The 15,038-nt window shown below is 69.0% G+C and carries 12 protein-coding genes; 10 read left to right on the top strand and 2 right to left on the bottom strand.

Annotated features, from left to right (window positions below; translation table 11 throughout):
• The first annotated feature begins 138 nt into the window (after window positions 1-138).
• Window positions 139-1,428 carry an ATP-dependent Clp protease ATP-binding subunit ClpX gene (gene clpX, locus J2X68_RS02780; RefSeq protein WP_020127826.1) on the top strand — a complete coding sequence of 430 codons (1,290 nt, stop codon included), beginning with the start codon at window positions 139-141 and terminating at the stop codon, window positions 1,426-1,428.
• Window positions 1,429-1,501: 73 nt separating this feature from the next.
• On the opposite strand, the gene J2X68_RS02775 is transcribed toward clpX, so the two are convergent.
• Together J2X68_RS02775 and J2X68_RS02770 are read right to left on the bottom strand one after the other, a co-directional pair.
• Window positions 1,502-1,939 carry a hypothetical protein gene (locus J2X68_RS02775; protein WP_310430773.1) on the bottom strand — a complete coding sequence of 146 codons (438 nt, stop codon included), beginning with the start codon at window positions 1,937-1,939 and terminating at the stop codon, window positions 1,502-1,504.
• Between the two features lie 173 nt (window positions 1,940-2,112).
• Complete coding sequence (locus tag J2X68_RS02770) at window positions 2,113-3,063, bottom strand: hypothetical protein (protein WP_310430772.1); 951 nt, start codon at window positions 3,061-3,063, stop codon at window positions 2,113-2,115.
• Between the two features lie 136 nt (window positions 3,064-3,199).
• Between J2X68_RS02770 and J2X68_RS02765 the strand changes: the two genes are divergently transcribed.
• The 9 genes from J2X68_RS02765 (at window position 3,200) to rodA (ending at window position 14,975) form a co-directional block, all read left to right on the top strand.
• Window positions 3,200-5,824, top strand: a complete 2,625-nt coding sequence (locus J2X68_RS02765) for a valine--tRNA ligase (RefSeq protein WP_310430771.1) — start codon at window positions 3,200-3,202, stop codon at window positions 5,822-5,824.
• A gap of 113 nt (window positions 5,825-5,937) precedes the next feature.
• Window positions 5,938-7,461 (top strand): folylpolyglutamate synthase/dihydrofolate synthase family protein, encoded by a 1,524-nt coding sequence (locus J2X68_RS02760; RefSeq protein ID WP_310430770.1) that lies wholly within the window; start codon window positions 5,938-5,940, stop codon window positions 7,459-7,461.
• A 10-nt stretch (window positions 7,462-7,471) separates the two neighbouring features.
• On the top strand, window positions 7,472-7,837 hold the full coding sequence (locus tag J2X68_RS02755; RefSeq protein ID WP_310430769.1) for a DUF4233 domain-containing protein: 366 nt from the start codon (window positions 7,472-7,474) through the stop codon (window positions 7,835-7,837).
• 66 nt (window positions 7,838-7,903) lie between these two features.
• Window positions 7,904-8,317: a nucleoside-diphosphate kinase gene (gene ndk / locus J2X68_RS02750; RefSeq protein WP_054244926.1), complete on the top strand. Its 414-nt coding sequence runs from the start codon at window positions 7,904-7,906 to the stop codon at window positions 8,315-8,317.
• A 231-nt stretch (window positions 8,318-8,548) separates the two neighbouring features.
• On the top strand, window positions 8,549-9,568 hold the full coding sequence (locus J2X68_RS02745) for a rod shape-determining protein (RefSeq protein WP_020127820.1): 1,020 nt from the start codon (window positions 8,549-8,551) through the stop codon (window positions 9,566-9,568).
• Window positions 9,569-9,749: 181 nt separating this feature from the next.
• Window positions 9,750-10,688 (top strand): rod shape-determining protein MreC, encoded by a 939-nt coding sequence (gene mreC, locus J2X68_RS02740; RefSeq protein WP_310430768.1) that lies wholly within the window; start codon window positions 9,750-9,752, stop codon window positions 10,686-10,688.
• A 15-nt stretch (window positions 10,689-10,703) separates the two neighbouring features.
• Window positions 10,704-11,375: a rod shape-determining protein MreD gene (gene mreD, locus J2X68_RS02735; protein WP_310430767.1), complete on the top strand. Its 672-nt coding sequence runs from the start codon at window positions 10,704-10,706 to the stop codon at window positions 11,373-11,375.
• 154 nt (window positions 11,376-11,529) lie between these two features.
• Complete coding sequence (mrdA, locus tag J2X68_RS02730) at window positions 11,530-13,779, top strand: penicillin-binding protein 2 (protein ID WP_310430766.1); 2,250 nt, start codon at window positions 11,530-11,532, stop codon at window positions 13,777-13,779.
• Window positions 13,776-14,975 carry a rod shape-determining protein RodA gene (rodA, locus tag J2X68_RS02725; protein WP_310430765.1) on the top strand — a complete coding sequence of 400 codons (1,200 nt, stop codon included), beginning with the start codon at window positions 13,776-13,778 and terminating at the stop codon, window positions 14,973-14,975. Before mrdA ends, rodA begins: the two co-directional genes overlap by 4 nt.
• Window positions 14,976-15,038 lie beyond the last annotated feature (63 nt).

Raw genomic sequence — 15,038 nt, 5'->3', positions numbered from 1 at the left:
AGGGTCCACGTCACAGTGAACCGTGCCAAGGGGGGCCCGAACGGGGGGCCAGGCAAGGTACCGTCGGAATAAGGCAGCACCAGGAGCCGCTGGATTCGTAAGCGTCCAGTCGTCTCCCAGGCGAAGGGGAAGCACACCGTGGCACGCATCGGTGACGGCGGCGATCTGCTCAAGTGCTCGTTCTGCGGCAAGAGCCAGAAGCAGGTCAAGAAGCTCATCGCAGGGCCCGGTGTGTACATCTGCGACGAGTGCATCGATCTCTGCAACGAGATCATCGAGGAAGAACTCGCGGAGACGAGCGAGGTCCGCTGGGAGGAACTCCCGAAGCCGCGCGAGATCTACGAGTTCCTCGAGGGCTACGTGGTGGGCCAGGAGCCCGCCAAGAAGGCCCTCTCGGTAGCGGTGTACAACCACTACAAGCGCGTCCAGGCCGGTGAGAACGGCGGCGGCCAAAGCCGCGAGGACGCCATCGAGTTGGCCAAGTCCAACATCCTCCTGCTCGGCCCCACCGGCTCGGGCAAGACGCTCCTGGCTCAGACCCTGGCGCGCATGCTGAACGTCCCGTTCGCGATCGCCGACGCCACGGCGCTGACCGAGGCGGGGTACGTCGGCGAGGACGTCGAGAACATCCTCCTGAAGCTGATCCAGGCCGCGGACTACGACGTCAAGAAGGCCGAGACCGGGATCATCTACATCGATGAGATCGACAAGGTCGCCCGCAAGAGCGAGAACCCGTCGATCACCCGTGACGTGTCGGGCGAGGGCGTGCAGCAGGCCCTGCTGAAGATCCTGGAGGGCACCACCGCCTCGGTCCCCCCGCAGGGCGGCCGCAAGCACCCGCACCAGGAGTTCATCCAGATCGACACGACGAACGTGCTGTTCATCGTGGGCGGCGCCTTCTCGGGCCTGGAGAAGATCATCGAGACCCGGGCCGGCGCCAAGGGCATCGGCTTCGGCGCGACGATCCGCTCCAAGCGCGAGCTGGAGTCGAAGGACCAGTTCGAGGCCGTCATGCCGGAGGACCTGGTCAAGTTCGGCATGATCCCGGAGTTCATCGGCCGTCTCCCGGTCATCACCTCGGTCCACAACCTGGACCGCGAGGCGCTCCTGCAGATCCTGATCGAGCCGCGCAACGCGTTGGTGAAGCAGTACCAGCGCCTCTTCGAACTCGACGGTGTGGAGCTGGACTTCGAGCGGGAGGCCCTGGAGGCCATCGCCGACCAGGCCATCCTCCGCCAGACCGGCGCCCGCGGCCTGCGCGCCATCATGGAGGAAGTCCTCCAGGCGGTCATGTACGAGGTCCCGTCCCGCAAGGACGTGGCCCGCGTGGTCATCACGGCGGACGTGGTCCTCTCCAACGTCAACCCGACCCTGATCCCCCGCGACGCGCGCGGCGGCCGGGGCCCGGGCGAGCAGAAGACGGCGTAGGCGCGGCACAGACCGAAGCGGGCGCCCGGTGGATCTCCACCGGGCGCCCGCTCGTCTTTTCCTGCCGCGCCGACTACCAGTGCTGGTTGGTTCCCACAGGCGTCACGCAGAGCTGGAGCACGGCGTCGCCTTCGAACACGGCCACTTGCGTCCAGGCTTGCCTGACACCTGCCGAGTCTGTGAGGTTCGTTCCCCAGCTCTGCGAGTTGCCGGCACCGGCGGAAAGACGGTGCCACGCCCAGTAGGCGTTCGAGCCGTCGCTCCGCCGGGTGACGAGCCGGACCCCCACGCTGTGCCCGTCCGACTTCCTGTCAGTGACGAACAGGGTCATCGGGTCCAACTTCGTCCGGCTTGCGTAGTTCCACCGGCCTCCGCCACTCGCCCCGGCAATGGCGACGTTGGCGCTGAAGCAGGAGTTCTCGTAGGTGGCGGCCGCCGCAGGAGTGGCCGCGACGGGTATCGCCAGCGATGCCACGGATGCCGCGACCACTAAGGAGTAAAGGTTACGCACAGCGCCCTCTTTTCACCCGTTGAATGACATGGTCACGTTAGTAACCCGCCGTGATGCTCGGGTGATCCTGCGTGGACTGTGGTGCGCGTCACCTCGGTGCGCGGTGATGCGGCACCTTGACCGCGGCGGGCGCGCTGCCCCCGAGGCGGATCTCCCCCAGGGGTGTGCCGTCCTCAGATCTTGACGCGGGCTTCCTTGCGGACGCCTGCCGCGATCGTTGCCGATTCATCCAGGGAGTACGTCTTGGCGCCGGCGGTCGGCTCGACCACACCCATGGTGCTGTAGTCCGCCCAGATGCACATGTAGGTCTTCTGGGTCTTCTTGGTGACCTCGTTCGTGCTTTCGGCCTGCTGGCACTTCATCACGGCGCCGTCGAGTCCGTCGGGAGTCACCGACTCGGCGTCGCCGATCAGCTTCACTTCGTCGTCCGACCCCGACTTCATCTGGGCGAGGGTGATGTCGAGGGCCTGCTCGGGGTCCTTGACCGTGCCGTAGACGCCGAAGAACGTGACGTTCTCGGCGGTCTCCGTCTTCGCGAGCTCGCTCGGGTCGGTGGTGTCGATGGACGTCAGGTCGATGGTGGAGTAGATGGCGCCGATGGAAGTGGCGTTGCTGACTCCCGCCTTGGCGAGGTCCTTCTCGTCGCTCGCGCTCGCCTTCTCCTCCTTGGAGTCGCCCATCCGCTTGTACTTGCTCGACAGCAGCGAGGCCGGAGCCGTGAGCTTGTGGGCGCCGTCGTCCTCCAGGCCCGCGCCGCCGCCTCCGCCGATCACGAAGTACGCGCCCACGCCGATCGCCGCGACGACCGCGACCGCGCCGAGGATGATGCCCGCCTTCTTGCCGCCGCCGCTCGGCGCCGGGGGCTGGGGCACGCCGTACTGCGGCTGCTGGCCGTAAGGAGGCTGGCCGTAGGGCGCCTGCTGGCCGTAGGGCGGGGTCGGGGGCTGACCGCCCTGCGGGGGCTGGCCCGGGTAGCCGTAGCCGGGCTGGGGGGCCGGGGGCTGCTGGGGGTAGCCGTAGCCGGGCTGCGGGGCCTGCGGCGGCTGGCCGTACGGGCCGGGCTGGCCGTACGGTCCGGGCTGCTGGGGCTGGCCGCCGTACGGGCCCGGCTGGTTGTGACTCATTTCTGGGTTCCCCTCCAGATGCTTATGTGATTTTCACATCCTGGCCCAGAGCCCACGCCGGTACGGCGGCGGGGGCCCCACCGTTACAGAGGAAACACGTTTCGGGACGGTGCCGTGACACCCCTAAACTGGGCCCGTGACCGACAACGCTCAGCAGCAGCCATCAGCGCCCCACACCGAACTGCCGACCCAGTACGCGCCGGCCGACGTAGAGGGGCCGCTGTACGAGCGCTGGGTAGAGCGGGGCTACTTCGAGGCCGACGCGAAGAGCGAGAAGCCTCCGTACACCGTCGTCATCCCGCCGCCGAACGTCACGGGCAGCCTGCACCTCGGGCACGCCTTCGAGCACACCCTCATCGACGCCCTCACCCGCCGCAAGCGCATGCAGGGTCACGAGACGCTGTGGCAGCCCGGCATGGACCACGCCGGCATCGCCACGCAGAACGTCGTCGAGCGGGAGCTGGGCAAGGAGGGCAAGTCCCGGCACGACCTCGGCCGTGAGGCGTTCGTCGAGCGCGTCTGGCAGTGGAAGGGCGAGTCCGGCGGCCAGATCAGCGGCCAGATGCGCCGCCTCGGGGACGGCGTCGCGTGGTCGCGTGAGCGCTTCACCATGGACGAGGGCCTGTCCCAGGCCGTCCAGACCATCTTCAAGCGGCTCTACGACGACGAGCTCATCTACCGCGCCGAGCGGATCATCAACTGGTGTCCCCGCTGCCTGACCGCGATCTCCGACATCGAGGTCGAGTACCAGGACGACGACGGCGAGCTCGTCTCCATGAAGTACGGCGAGGGGGACGAGACCATCGTCGTCGCCACCACCCGCGCCGAGACGATGCTCGGCGACACCGCGGTCGCCGTCCACCCCGACGACGAGCGCTACAAGCACCTGGTCGGCAAGCAGATCCGCCTGCCGCTGACCGACCGCTCCATCCCGGTCGTCGCCGACACGCACGTCGACCCGGAGTTCGGCACGGGCGCGGTCAAGGTGACCCCGGCCCACGACCCGAACGACTTCGAGATCGGCCAGCGCCACGACCTGCCGTCCCTCACCGTCATGGACGAGCACGCCGTCATCACCGCCCACGGCCCCTTCCAGGGCCTGGACCGGCTCGAGGCCCGCTCCGCCATCGTCGCCGCGCTGCGCGCCGAGGGCCGGATCGTCGCCGAGAAGCGGCCGTACGCCCACTCCGTCGGCCACTGCTCGCGCTGCAAGACCACCATCGAGCCGCGCCTGTCCATGCAGTGGTGGGTCAAGGTCGGCCCGCTGGCCAAGGCGGCCGGCGACGCCGTCCGGGACGGCCGGGTCAAGATCCACCCCCAGGAGATGGAGAAGCGCTACTTCGACTGGGTCGACAACCTCCACGACTGGTGCATCTCGCGGCAGTTGTGGTGGGGGCACCGCATCCCGGTCTGGTACGGGCCGAACGGCGAGGTCGTCTGCGTCGGACCCGACGACGAGGCGCCGACCGGCGAGGGCTGGCGTCAGGACACCGACGTCCTCGACACCTGGTTCTCCTCCGGCCTGTGGCCGTTCTCCACGCTCGGCTGGCCCGAACAGACCGAGTCGCTCGCGAAGTTCTATCCGAACTCCGTCCTGGTCACCGGCTACGACATCCTCTTCTTCTGGGTCGCCCGGATGATGATGTTCGGCCTGTACGCGATGGACGGCACCCCGCCGTTCCACACCATCGCCCTGCACGGCATGGTCCGCGACCAGTTCGGCAAGAAGATGTCGAAGTCCTTCGGGAACGCGGTCAACCCGCTGGACTGGATGGACAAGTACGGCTCCGACGCGCTCCGGTTCACCCTGGCCCGCGGCGCCAACCCCGGCGTCGACGTCCCGATCGGCGAGGACTGGGTCCAGGGCTCCCGCAACTTCGCCAACAAGATCTGGAACGCGACGCGCTTCGCGCTGATGAACGGCGCCACGGTCGACGGCCCGCTGCCGGACGCCGCGCAGATGTCGGCGACCGACCGCTGGATCCTCTCCCGTCTCAACTCCGTCGTCGCCGAAGTGGACGCGCTCTACGAGGACTTCCAGTTCGCGAAGCTCTCCGACGCGCTGTTCCACTTCGCCTGGGACGAGGTCTTCGACTGGTACGTCGAGCTGTCCAAGACGACGTTCATGGCCGGCGGCGAGCCCGCGAAGGTCTCCGGCCGTGTCCTCGGCGAGGTCCTCGACGTCACCCTCAGGCTGCTGCACCCGGTCGTCCCGTTCGTCACCGAGACGCTGTGGACCACGCTCACCGGCGGCGAGTCCGTCGTCATCGCCGAGTGGCCCACGGACAGCGGCTTCCGGGACGCGGCGGCCGAGAAGGAGATCGAGAGCCTCCAGTCGGTGATCACCGAGGTCCGCCGCTTCCGTGCCGACCAGGGACTCCAGCCCGGCCAGCGGGTCCCCGCCCGGCTGACGCTCGACGGCACGGCGCTCGCGCCCCACGAGAGCGCCATCCGCCAGCTCCTCCGCCTCCAGCCGGAGGGCGACGCCTTCTCGGCGACGGCGACCCTGCCGGTCGCGGGCGCCACGGTCGCGCTGGACCTGTCCGGCACGATCGACCTGGTCGCGGAGCGCAAGCGCCTGGCGAAGGACCTAGCGGCCGCCGAGAAGGAGAAGGCCCAGGCCGAGGCCAAGCTCGGCAACGAGGCGTTCCTGGCGAAGGCCCCGGACAACGTGGTGGACAAGATCCGCGGCCGCCTCGCCAAGGCGGACGAGGACATCGCCCGCATCCGGACCCAGCTGGAGCGCCTGCCGCAGGCCTAGGCCTCGCAGGCTTGGACACCGCAGGGCGCCATGACGACGAAGGCCCCCGGGACCGAAACGGTTCCCGGGGGCCTTCGCCCACGTCTGTCACCGGCCGTCCGTAGACTGGCCCCGTGAGCGAGCTCCCCCCGAACGGCAACCAAGACGACCTGCCCGACCCCCTCGATCCCTTCGACGAGATCATCGCGGAGGAGACCGACCGCGACCCCGATCTCGCGGTCATCGAAGCCGGCAGCCGCACCCTGCGCACCCAGGGCGGCGCCCCGCAGGCCGACGTGCCCACGCGTCCCGAGGACCCCGAGGTCGACAAGGCCCTGCGCGAGGTCGAGGCGGAGCTGGCCACCCGCTGGGGCGAGACCAAGCTGGAGCCGTCGGTGGACCGCATCGCCGCGCTGATGGACGTGCTGGGGGACCCGCAGCGGTCGTATCCCTCGATCCACATCACCGGGACCAACGGCAAGACGTCCACCGCCCGCATGGTCGAGGCCCTGCTCGGCGCCTTCGACCTGCGCACCGGCCGGTACACCTCCCCGCACGTGCAGTCGATCACCGAGCGGATCAGCCTGGACGGCGCGCCCATCTCCGCCGAGCGGTTCATCGAGACGTACGAGGACGTCAAGCCGTACATCGAGATGGTCGACGGCATGCAGGAGTACCGGCTGTCCTTCTTCGAGGTGCTCACCGGCATGGCGTACGCCGCCTTCTCGGACGCGCCGGTCGACGTCGCCGTCGTCGAGGTGGGGATGGGCGGCTCGTGGGACGCGACCAACGTGATCGACGGTGACGTCGCCGTGGTGACGCCCATCGACCTGGACCACACGGACCGGCTCGGGGAGACGACCGCCGAGATCGCCGCCGAGAAGGGCGGGATCATCAAGCAGGACGCCACCGTCATCCTGGCCCAGCAGCCCGTCGACGCGGCCCAGGTGCTGCTGAAGAAGGCCGTCGAGGTCGACGCCACCGTGGCCCGGGAGGGCCTGGAGTTCGGCGTCGTCGCCCGCCAGGTCGCCGTCGGCGGACAGATGGTCACCCTGCGCGGCCTGGGCGGCGAGTACCCCGAGGTGTACCTGCCCCTGCACGGCCCCTACCAGGCGCACAACGCGGCGGTCGCGCTCGCCGCCGTCGAGGCGTTCTTCGGCGTCGGCTCCCAGCGCCCCGAGCCGCTCGACATCGACACGGTCCGCAAGGCCTTCGCGGCCGTCTCCTCGCCGGGCCGCCTCGAAGTCGTACGGCGCTCTCCGACCGTGGTCCTCGACGCCGCCCACAACCCGGCCGGCGCGCGCGCCACCGCCGAGGCCGTCGGCGAGGCCTTCGACTTCAGCCGGCTGATCGGCGTGGTCGGGGCCAGCGGCGACAAGAACGTACGGGGGCTGCTGGAGGCCTTCGAGCCGATCTTCGCGGAGGTCGTCGTCACCCAGAACTCCACCCACCGCGCGATGGACGCCGACGAGCTGGCCGCGATCGCCGTCGAGGTGTTCGGGGACGACCGCGTCCAGGTCGAGCCGAGGCTGCCCGACGCTCTGGAGGCGGCGGTCACACTCGCCGAGGAGGAGGGCGAGTTCGCGGGCGGCGCGGTGCTGGTCACCGGTTCCGTCATCACGGTCGGCGAGGCCCGGCTGCTCCTCGGAAAGGGCTGAGGTCCCCACCATGCGTACGCTCTGCTCCTCGACCCTGATCGGCGAGTTCTTCGTCATCGGCTTCGCCGGTCTGGTCGCCATGAAGGACGCCGACCTGTCCACCGCCACGGTGTGGACGGTGTGCGGCATCGCCATGTTCCTCAGCGTCCTGCTGTGCGGCATGGTCACCCGGCCCGGGGGCGTCGCCCTCGGCTGGGCGCTCCAGATCGCCCTCGTCGCGTCCGGCTTCTTCGTCCCGATCATGTTCTTCCTGGGGGTGCTCTTCGGGGCCCTGTGGTGGGCGTCCGTGCACTTCGGGCGCAAGGTCGACGAGGCGAAGGCGCGCTTCGCCGCACAGGCCGAGGCGGCCTCCGCGGATACCGCTGACGCTGCGTGACAGGCGCCCGGACACGCCCTGTAACCTCATCCCACCGCACACACCGGCAGTAGAAGGAGTCACCTCGTGAGCCAGCGCACCCTCGTCCTGCTCAAGCCCGACGCCGTCCGTCGTGGCCTGACCGGCGAGATCATCAGCCGTATCGAGCGCAAGGCCGGCTGGCAGATCACCGCGCTGGAACTGCGGACCCTGGACCAGGACACGCTGGAGCAGCACTACGGCGAGCACAAGGGCAAGCCCTTCTACGAGCCGCTGGTGGAGTTCATGGCCTCCGGTCCGGTCGTGGCGCTGATCGTCGAGGGCGACCGGGTCATCGAGGGTGTGCGCGCGCTCGCCGGTCCGACCGACCCGATCGCCGCGGCACCCGGCTCCATCCGCGGCGACTACGGTGTGATCGTCCGGGAGAACCTGATCCACGCCTCCGACTCCGAGGAGTCCGCCGAGCGCGAGGTGAAGATCTTCTTCCCCGGCCGCGCCTGATCCGGCGTCCGGCGGAGCGGCTGAAGGCGGCGATCGAGGGAACGTGAGCCCCCGAACGCCCGTCTCCGGAAGCGAACCCTCACAGCATCTGCAAACAATGGCGGAGACCGCTCCGCAGTGTTCGTGCAGGCGCGTTTACGATGGAAGCCTTCACGTCACAGCACCCACCTCGCCGACCTGAAAAGCCCTCAAAGCTCATGGAAGGCCAGTCGAATCCTGATGGGGAACTCAATGTCGTTCATCGGCCGTGACATGGCTGTCGACCTCGGGACCGCCAACACGCTGGTGTACGTCAGGGGTCGCGGGATCGTACTCAACGAGCCGTCCGTCGTCGCGATCAACACCAACACCGGTGGCATCCTCGCGGTCGGCGCCGAAGCGAAGAAGATGATCGGGCGCACGCCCGGCAACATCGTTGCCGTGCGTCCGCTGAAGGACGGCGTGATCGCCGACTTCGAGATCACCGAGCGGATGCTCCGCTACTTCATCCTGAAGATCCACAAGCGGCGGTATCTGGCTCGTCCGCGGGTCGTCGTCTGTGTGCCCTCGGGCATCACGGGCGTCGAGCGCCGCGCCGTCATCGAGGCGTCGACCCAGGCCGGCGCCCGTCAGGTGCACATCATCGAGGAGCCCATGGCCGCGGCCATCGGCTCCGGCCTGCCGGTCCACGAGGCCACGGGCAACATGGTGGTGGACATCGGCGGCGGCACCACGGAGGTCGCGGTCATCTCGCTCGGCGGCATCGTCACGGCCCAGTCCATCCGCGTCGCGGGCGATGAACTGGACAACGCGATCATCCAGCACATCAAGAAGGAGTACAGCCTCCTCCTCGGTGAGCGGACGGCCGAACAGATCAAGATCACGATCGGTTCCGCCTACGACCTCGACGACGACCAGCACACCGAAATCCGCGGCCGGGACCTCGTGTCCGGGCTGCCCAAGACCGTCGTCATCTCGGCCGCCGAGGTGCGCAAGGCGATCGAGGAACCGGTCAACGCGATCGTCGACGCGGTGAAGACCACCCTGGACAAGTGCCCGCCGGAGCTGTCCGGCGACATCATGGACCGAGGAATCGTTCTGACCGGCGGCGGAGCCCTGCTGCGCGGTCTGGACGAGCGGCTGCGCCGGGAGACCGGCATGCCCATCCACATCGCCGAGGACCCGCTGGACAGCGTGGCGCTCGGCTCCGGGAAGTGCGTCGAGGAGTTCGAGGCGCTCCAGCAGGTCCTGGACGCCGCGCCCCGCAGATGACGTAACGCTTCGATTCCGCCGTACGGGATGATCTCCTCTCGTGCGGCGGATCGTTGATATTCAGGCATAAGCTCCCACAAAGCGCCCTTGGTCATCTTGGCCCGGGGCTACCCCAATTCCAGATCCTGCTTCCTGATTCCTGTTCTTGGTTTTTTCTCGAGGAAGGGCACGGCCGCCGCACGTGAGGGACACACGAGAGAGCCGGCTGCTCCTGGTGCTGCTGATCGCCGTAGCGTTCGCGCTGATCACGGTGGACATCCGGGGTGGGGAGGATTCCCCGGTCGACGGCGCCCGGCAGGCCGCGGCCGCGGCCTTCGGTCCGATCGAGAACGGCGTGTCGTCGGCGGTGGACCCCGTCGGCAACGCCGTCTCCGCCGTCCGGGACTCCGGTGAGCGCCATGACCGGCTCACCGACCTGGAGAAGGAGAACGCGGCCCTCAAGGCGAAGCTCGGCAGCGACGACCGCAACCGCAGCCGGCTGGCGCAGCTCGACAAGATGCTGAAGATCGCCGGCACGGGCCAGTACGGCATCAAGGGCGCCGAGGTCATCGCGATAGGAGCGGCCCAGGGCTTCTCCTGGACCATCACCATCGACGTCGGCGCGAACGACGGCGTCAGGCGCGACATGACGGTCCTCAACGGCGACGGCCTGGTGGGCCGGGTCACCACCGTCGGCCCCGACACCGCGACCGTGCTCCTGGCCAGCGACCCCGACTTCACCGTCGGCACCCGGATGGAGGCGTCCGACGAGCTCGGCTTCGCCTCCGGACAGGGCGACCGGCCGCTGCGCGTGGAACTGCTCAACGGCAAGGCCGAGGTGAAGAAGGGCGACCGGCTGGTCACCTTCGGCTCGCAGGCCGACAAGCCCTTCGTACCCGGCGTCCCCGTCGGCGTCGTCTCCCGCGTCGACCCCTCCGGCGGCGACCTCACCCGCACCCTCTACGTCACGCCGTACGTCAGCTTCACCAAGCTCGACATCGTGGGTGTGGTCGTCGAGGCTCCGAAGAAGGATCCGCGCGACACCGTGCTCCCCTCGAAGCCCAAACCGGTCCCCACGCCGACGGTGACCGTGACGGTCACTCCGAACGCGAACGCACCCGTAGACGGCCAGCAGCAGTAGGAGCTGACAACCCCCATGCGCGTCAACCGGATCCTGCTCTCCGTCCCGCTGATCGTCGTCGCCCTGGTGATCCAGGTGAGCGTCCTCGCCCGCCTCCACCTCCCCGGCGCCGTCCCGGACCTCCTCCTGCTCACCGTGCTGGGCCTCGCCATGGTCTACGGCCATGTCGGCGGCGCCCTCATCGGCTTCGGCGCCGGTCTGCTCGCCGACCTCGCGCCGCCCGCCGACCACGCCGCCGGGCGCTACGCCCTGGTGCTGTGCGTGATCGGCTACCTCGCCGGGCTCATCAAGCCCGAGAGCGGGCAGATCAAGTCGGCCACCGGCCCGATGGTCGTGGTCGTCGGCGCCGCGATCGGCTCCACCCTGCTGTACGCCGGGGTGGGCGCCCTCGTCGGTGACACCGCCGCCCGTCATGTCGGCCTCACCGGACTGCTGTTCACGGCCGGCCTGTACGACCTGCTGCTGGCCCCGTTCGTCGTCCCCGCGGTCATGTTCCTGGCGCGCCGCGCCGACAACGACCCCCTCGCGGAGACCAATTCCGCCGCGAAGAGCCCGGACATCTCGTCCGGCTGGCTGTCCTCCGGGACGGGGCTGCGGATCGGCGGACAGCGCAACGGGCTGAAGCTCAAGGCGGCCCGCTCGCGCGGGGCGCGCGCCGGCCGTATCAAGGGGGTCAAGCGGCTGTGAGCGCGGGCGCCCGGGCGCGGATCGCGCCAGTCGAAGGATCACCCGAACGGGGAGCTTCCGGCGGAACGAGCCCTCACCGGCTGATCGTTCATCATTCGTCAGCGCGCACCTGTTCGCGCGCCGACTCCGCGTGCGGAGAGGGGGAGGCACCGCAGTGACCAACATTCCCGAGACCGGTCGGACCCCACGGGTCCAGATCAGGCTCGTCGTGATCCAGATCCTCGTCCTCTCCCTGCTCGGCACCCTCGGCGGCCGGCTGTGGTACCTCCAGATCCGGGAGGGCGCGGAGTACGCCAAGGAGGCCTCCGGCAACCACGTCCAGCAGGTCGTCGAACCCGCCGTGCGCGGCTCGATCCTGGACGCGCGCGGAGTGGCCCTCGCCGACAACGAGACACGGCTCGTGGTCTCCGCCTCCCGCACCGACCTGCTGAAGCAGAAGGACGACGGCAAGGCGGTCCTGGCCAAGCTCGCGGGCGTCCTCGGCATGAGCGCCGAGGAGGTGGCGCAGAAGGTCCGGCTGTGCGACGCGAAGACGCCCCAGCCCTGCTGGAACGGCTCGCCCTACCAGCCGATCCCGATCACCGACGAGGCCACCCCCAAGCAGGCCCTCCAGATCCGCGAGCGGGCCGAGGACTTCCCCGGCATCACCGCCGAGCCCGAGGCCATGCGCCGCTACGCGGCCCCCGGGAACGCCAACACCGCCCAGGTCCTCGGCTACCTCTCCCCGGTCACGGACGCCGAGATCACCAAGGCCCAGGACACCGACTCGCCCTACCTGCGCTCCGACCAGGTCGGCCGCAGCGGCCTGGAGCGCCAGTACGACAAGGAACTGCGCGGCAAGGCCGGCGTCACCCGCTACGAGGTGGACAACCTCGGCCGTGTCATCGGCCAGGCCGAGGCCGACGCGGCCCAGCCCGGCTCCAACCTCGTCACCAGCATCGACGCCCGCGTGCAGCGGGTCGCCGAGTACGAGCTGAACAACGCGATGAAGATCGCCCGCACCCAGTTCGACAAGATCACCGGCGAGAACTACAAGGCCGACTCCGGAGCGGTCGTGGTGATGGAGGCCAAGACCGGCCGGGTCGTCGCCATGGCGTCGGCCCCGGCCTACGACCCCAACGTCTGGGTCGGCGGCATCTCCGCCAAGGACTACAAGAAGCTCACCGGGAAGAACTCGGACTACCCGCTGCTCAACCGGGCCATACAGGGTCAGTCCGCGCCCGGTTCGACCTTCAAGGTGGTCTCGACGGCCGCCGCGGTCGAGGCGGGCTACGAGTGGGACGGCGGCTACCCCTGCACCAGCTCGTACTCGGTGGGCGGCCAGGTCTTCAAGAACTTCGAGGGGGAGAGCTTCGGCCCCATCTCGCTCGGCCGGGCCCTGGAGGTCTCCTGCGACACCGTCTTCTACGGTCTCGCGGACCGGGAGTGGAAGAAGGACGGCGGCATCAACCCGGCGAAGGGCCAGCCGAAGGACTACTTCTACAAGGCGGCCCACCAGTTCGGTCTCGGCAAGGAGACCGGCATCGACCTGCCCAACGAGGTCACCGGCCGCGTCCCGGACCGTCAGTGGAAGGAGTCCTACTGGAAGGCCAACAAGGACTCCTGGTGCAAGTACGGCAAGAAGGACGGCAGTTACGTCGAGAAGATCGCGTACGAGAACTGCCTCGAAGGCAACAAGATGCGCGAGGGTGACTCGATCAACTACTCCATCGGTCAGGGTGACACCCTCGTCACCCCGATCCAGGAGGCCGTGATCTACGGGGCGCTGGCCAACGGCGGCACGATGTACACCCCGACCATCGGCAAGGCGATCGTCAGCGCCGACGGCAAGACGGTCGAGGAGATCAAGCCCAAGGTCCAGGGCAAGCTGCCGGTCGACAAGGCGACGATCAAGGGCATGGACGCCGCGCTGGAGGGCGTGGTCACGCGGGGTACCGCCGCCTGGAAGTTCGGCGGCTGGCCGCAGGAGGAGATCCCGCTGCACGCCAAGACCGGTACCGCGGAGGTCTACGGCAAGCAGACGACGTCCTGGCTCGCCACGTACAGCAAGGACTACACGGTCGTCATGACGATCGCTCAGGCCGGTACCGGTTCGGGCGCCTCGGGTGAGGCCGTGCGGCACATCTACAACGCGATGTACGGCGTCGCCGACGACGGCAAGATCGACAAGAAGAACGCCCTGCTGCCCACTCCGCAGACCACCCTTCCGAAGATCCAGGTGGACGGCACGATCAAGGCCCCGAAGGTCTCCAAGGACCCGGCGAAGGAGCAGCGCGCCAGCCAGGAGGGCGCGCCGAAGCCGGGCGAGACGCAGCCGGCGGCCACCGCGCAGCAGAACACCAGCACCAACCGCGACACCCGCAGGCGACGGCGGAAGAGGGGAAGCCGGAGGATGTGCACATGACCGGCGCGAACGGTTTCTCCGTCTCCGGATACGGGCCCGAGCGGGCCGGCTGGACCCGGGTCTTCGCCCGGGACTCGCTGGCCCGGCGGCTGGACTGGCCGATACTGATGTCGGCCATCGCCCTGTCGCTGATCGGCTCGCTCCTCGTCTACTCGGCGACCCGCAACCGCACCGAGATCAACCAGGGCGACCCGTACTACTTCTTCGTCCGGCACCTGATGAACACCGGCATCGGGATCTGCCTGATGATCGGCACGATCTGGCTGGGCCACCGCACGCTGCGCAACGCGGTACCGGTCCTCTACGGGCTCTCGCTCATGGGGATCCTGGCGGTGCTGACGCCGCTGGGCTCGACGGTCAACGGCGCGCACTCCTGGATCGTGGTCGGCGGCGGCTTCTCGCTCCAGCCGTCGGAGTTCGTGAAGATCACGATCATCCTGGGCATGGCGATGCTGCTCGCGGCCCGGGTCGACGCGGGCGACAAGCTCTACCCCGACCACCGCACGGTGCTGCAGTCCCTCGGGCTCGCGGCCGTCCCCATGCTGATCGTGATGCTGATGCCCGACCTCGGGTCGGTCATGGTCATGGTGATGATCGTGCTGGGTGTGCTGCTGGCCTCCGGCGCCTCCAACCGCTGGGTCTTCGGGCTGATCGGGGCGGGTGCGGCCGGCGCGATCGCTGTCTGGCAGCTGCACATCCTGGACGACTACCAGATCGCCCGTTTCGCCGCCTTCGCCAACCCCAGCCTCGATCCCGCGGGCGTCGGCTACAACACCAACCAGGCGCGCATCGCCATCGGCTCCGGCGGCCTCACCGGCGCGGGGCTGTTCCACGGCTCGCAGACGACGGGGCAGTTCGTCCCGGAGCAGCAGACGGACTTCGTCTTCACCGTCGCGGGCGAGGAACTGGGCTTCATGGGCGCGGGCCTGATCATCGTCCTGCTCGGGGTCATCCTCTGGCGTGCCAGCCGCATAGCGCGTGAGACCACGGAGTTGTACGGCACGATCGTCGCCGCGGGCATCGTCGCCTGGTTCGCCTTCCAGTCCTTCGAGAACATCGGGATGACCCTGGGGATCATGCCGGTGACGGGTCTGCCGCTGCCGTTCGTCTCCTACGGCGGCACGTCGATGTTCGCCGTCTGGGTGGCGCTGGGCCTGCTGCAGTCCATCCGGGTGCAGCGGCCCATGTCGGCGTGAGCGGCACGAGAGGGCGTCAGACCTTCTGTTTTGCCCTGGTCGGGTCGTGATTCGGGTCCTGCG

This window comes from Streptomyces sp. 3330, from assembly GCF_031456635.1.
In the GTDB taxonomy this organism is placed as follows: Bacteria; Actinomycetota; Actinomycetes; order Streptomycetales; family Streptomycetaceae; genus Streptomyces.
Note: the sequence above shows the minus strand (reverse complement) of the source record. Positions and strands in the feature narration are given on the sequence as shown.

Bases quoted from the DNA above. Each gene is read 5' to 3' on its own strand.
- J2X68_RS02770 (WP_310430772.1), bottom strand. From the start codon at position 3,063: ATGAGTCACAACCAGCCGGGCCCGTACGGCGGCCAGCCCCAGCAGCCC.
- J2X68_RS02755 (WP_310430769.1), top strand. From the start codon at position 7,472: ATGCGTACGCTCTGCTCCTCGACCCTGATCGGCGAGTTCTTCGTCATC.
- J2X68_RS02745 (WP_020127820.1), top strand. From the start codon at position 8,549: ATGTCGTTCATCGGCCGTGACATGGCTGTCGACCTCGGGACCGCCAAC.
- mreD (WP_310430767.1), top strand. From the start codon at position 10,704: ATGCGCGTCAACCGGATCCTGCTCTCCGTCCCGCTGATCGTCGTCGCC.
- rodA (WP_310430765.1), top strand. From the start codon at position 13,776: ATGACCGGCGCGAACGGTTTCTCCGTCTCCGGATACGGGCCCGAGCGG.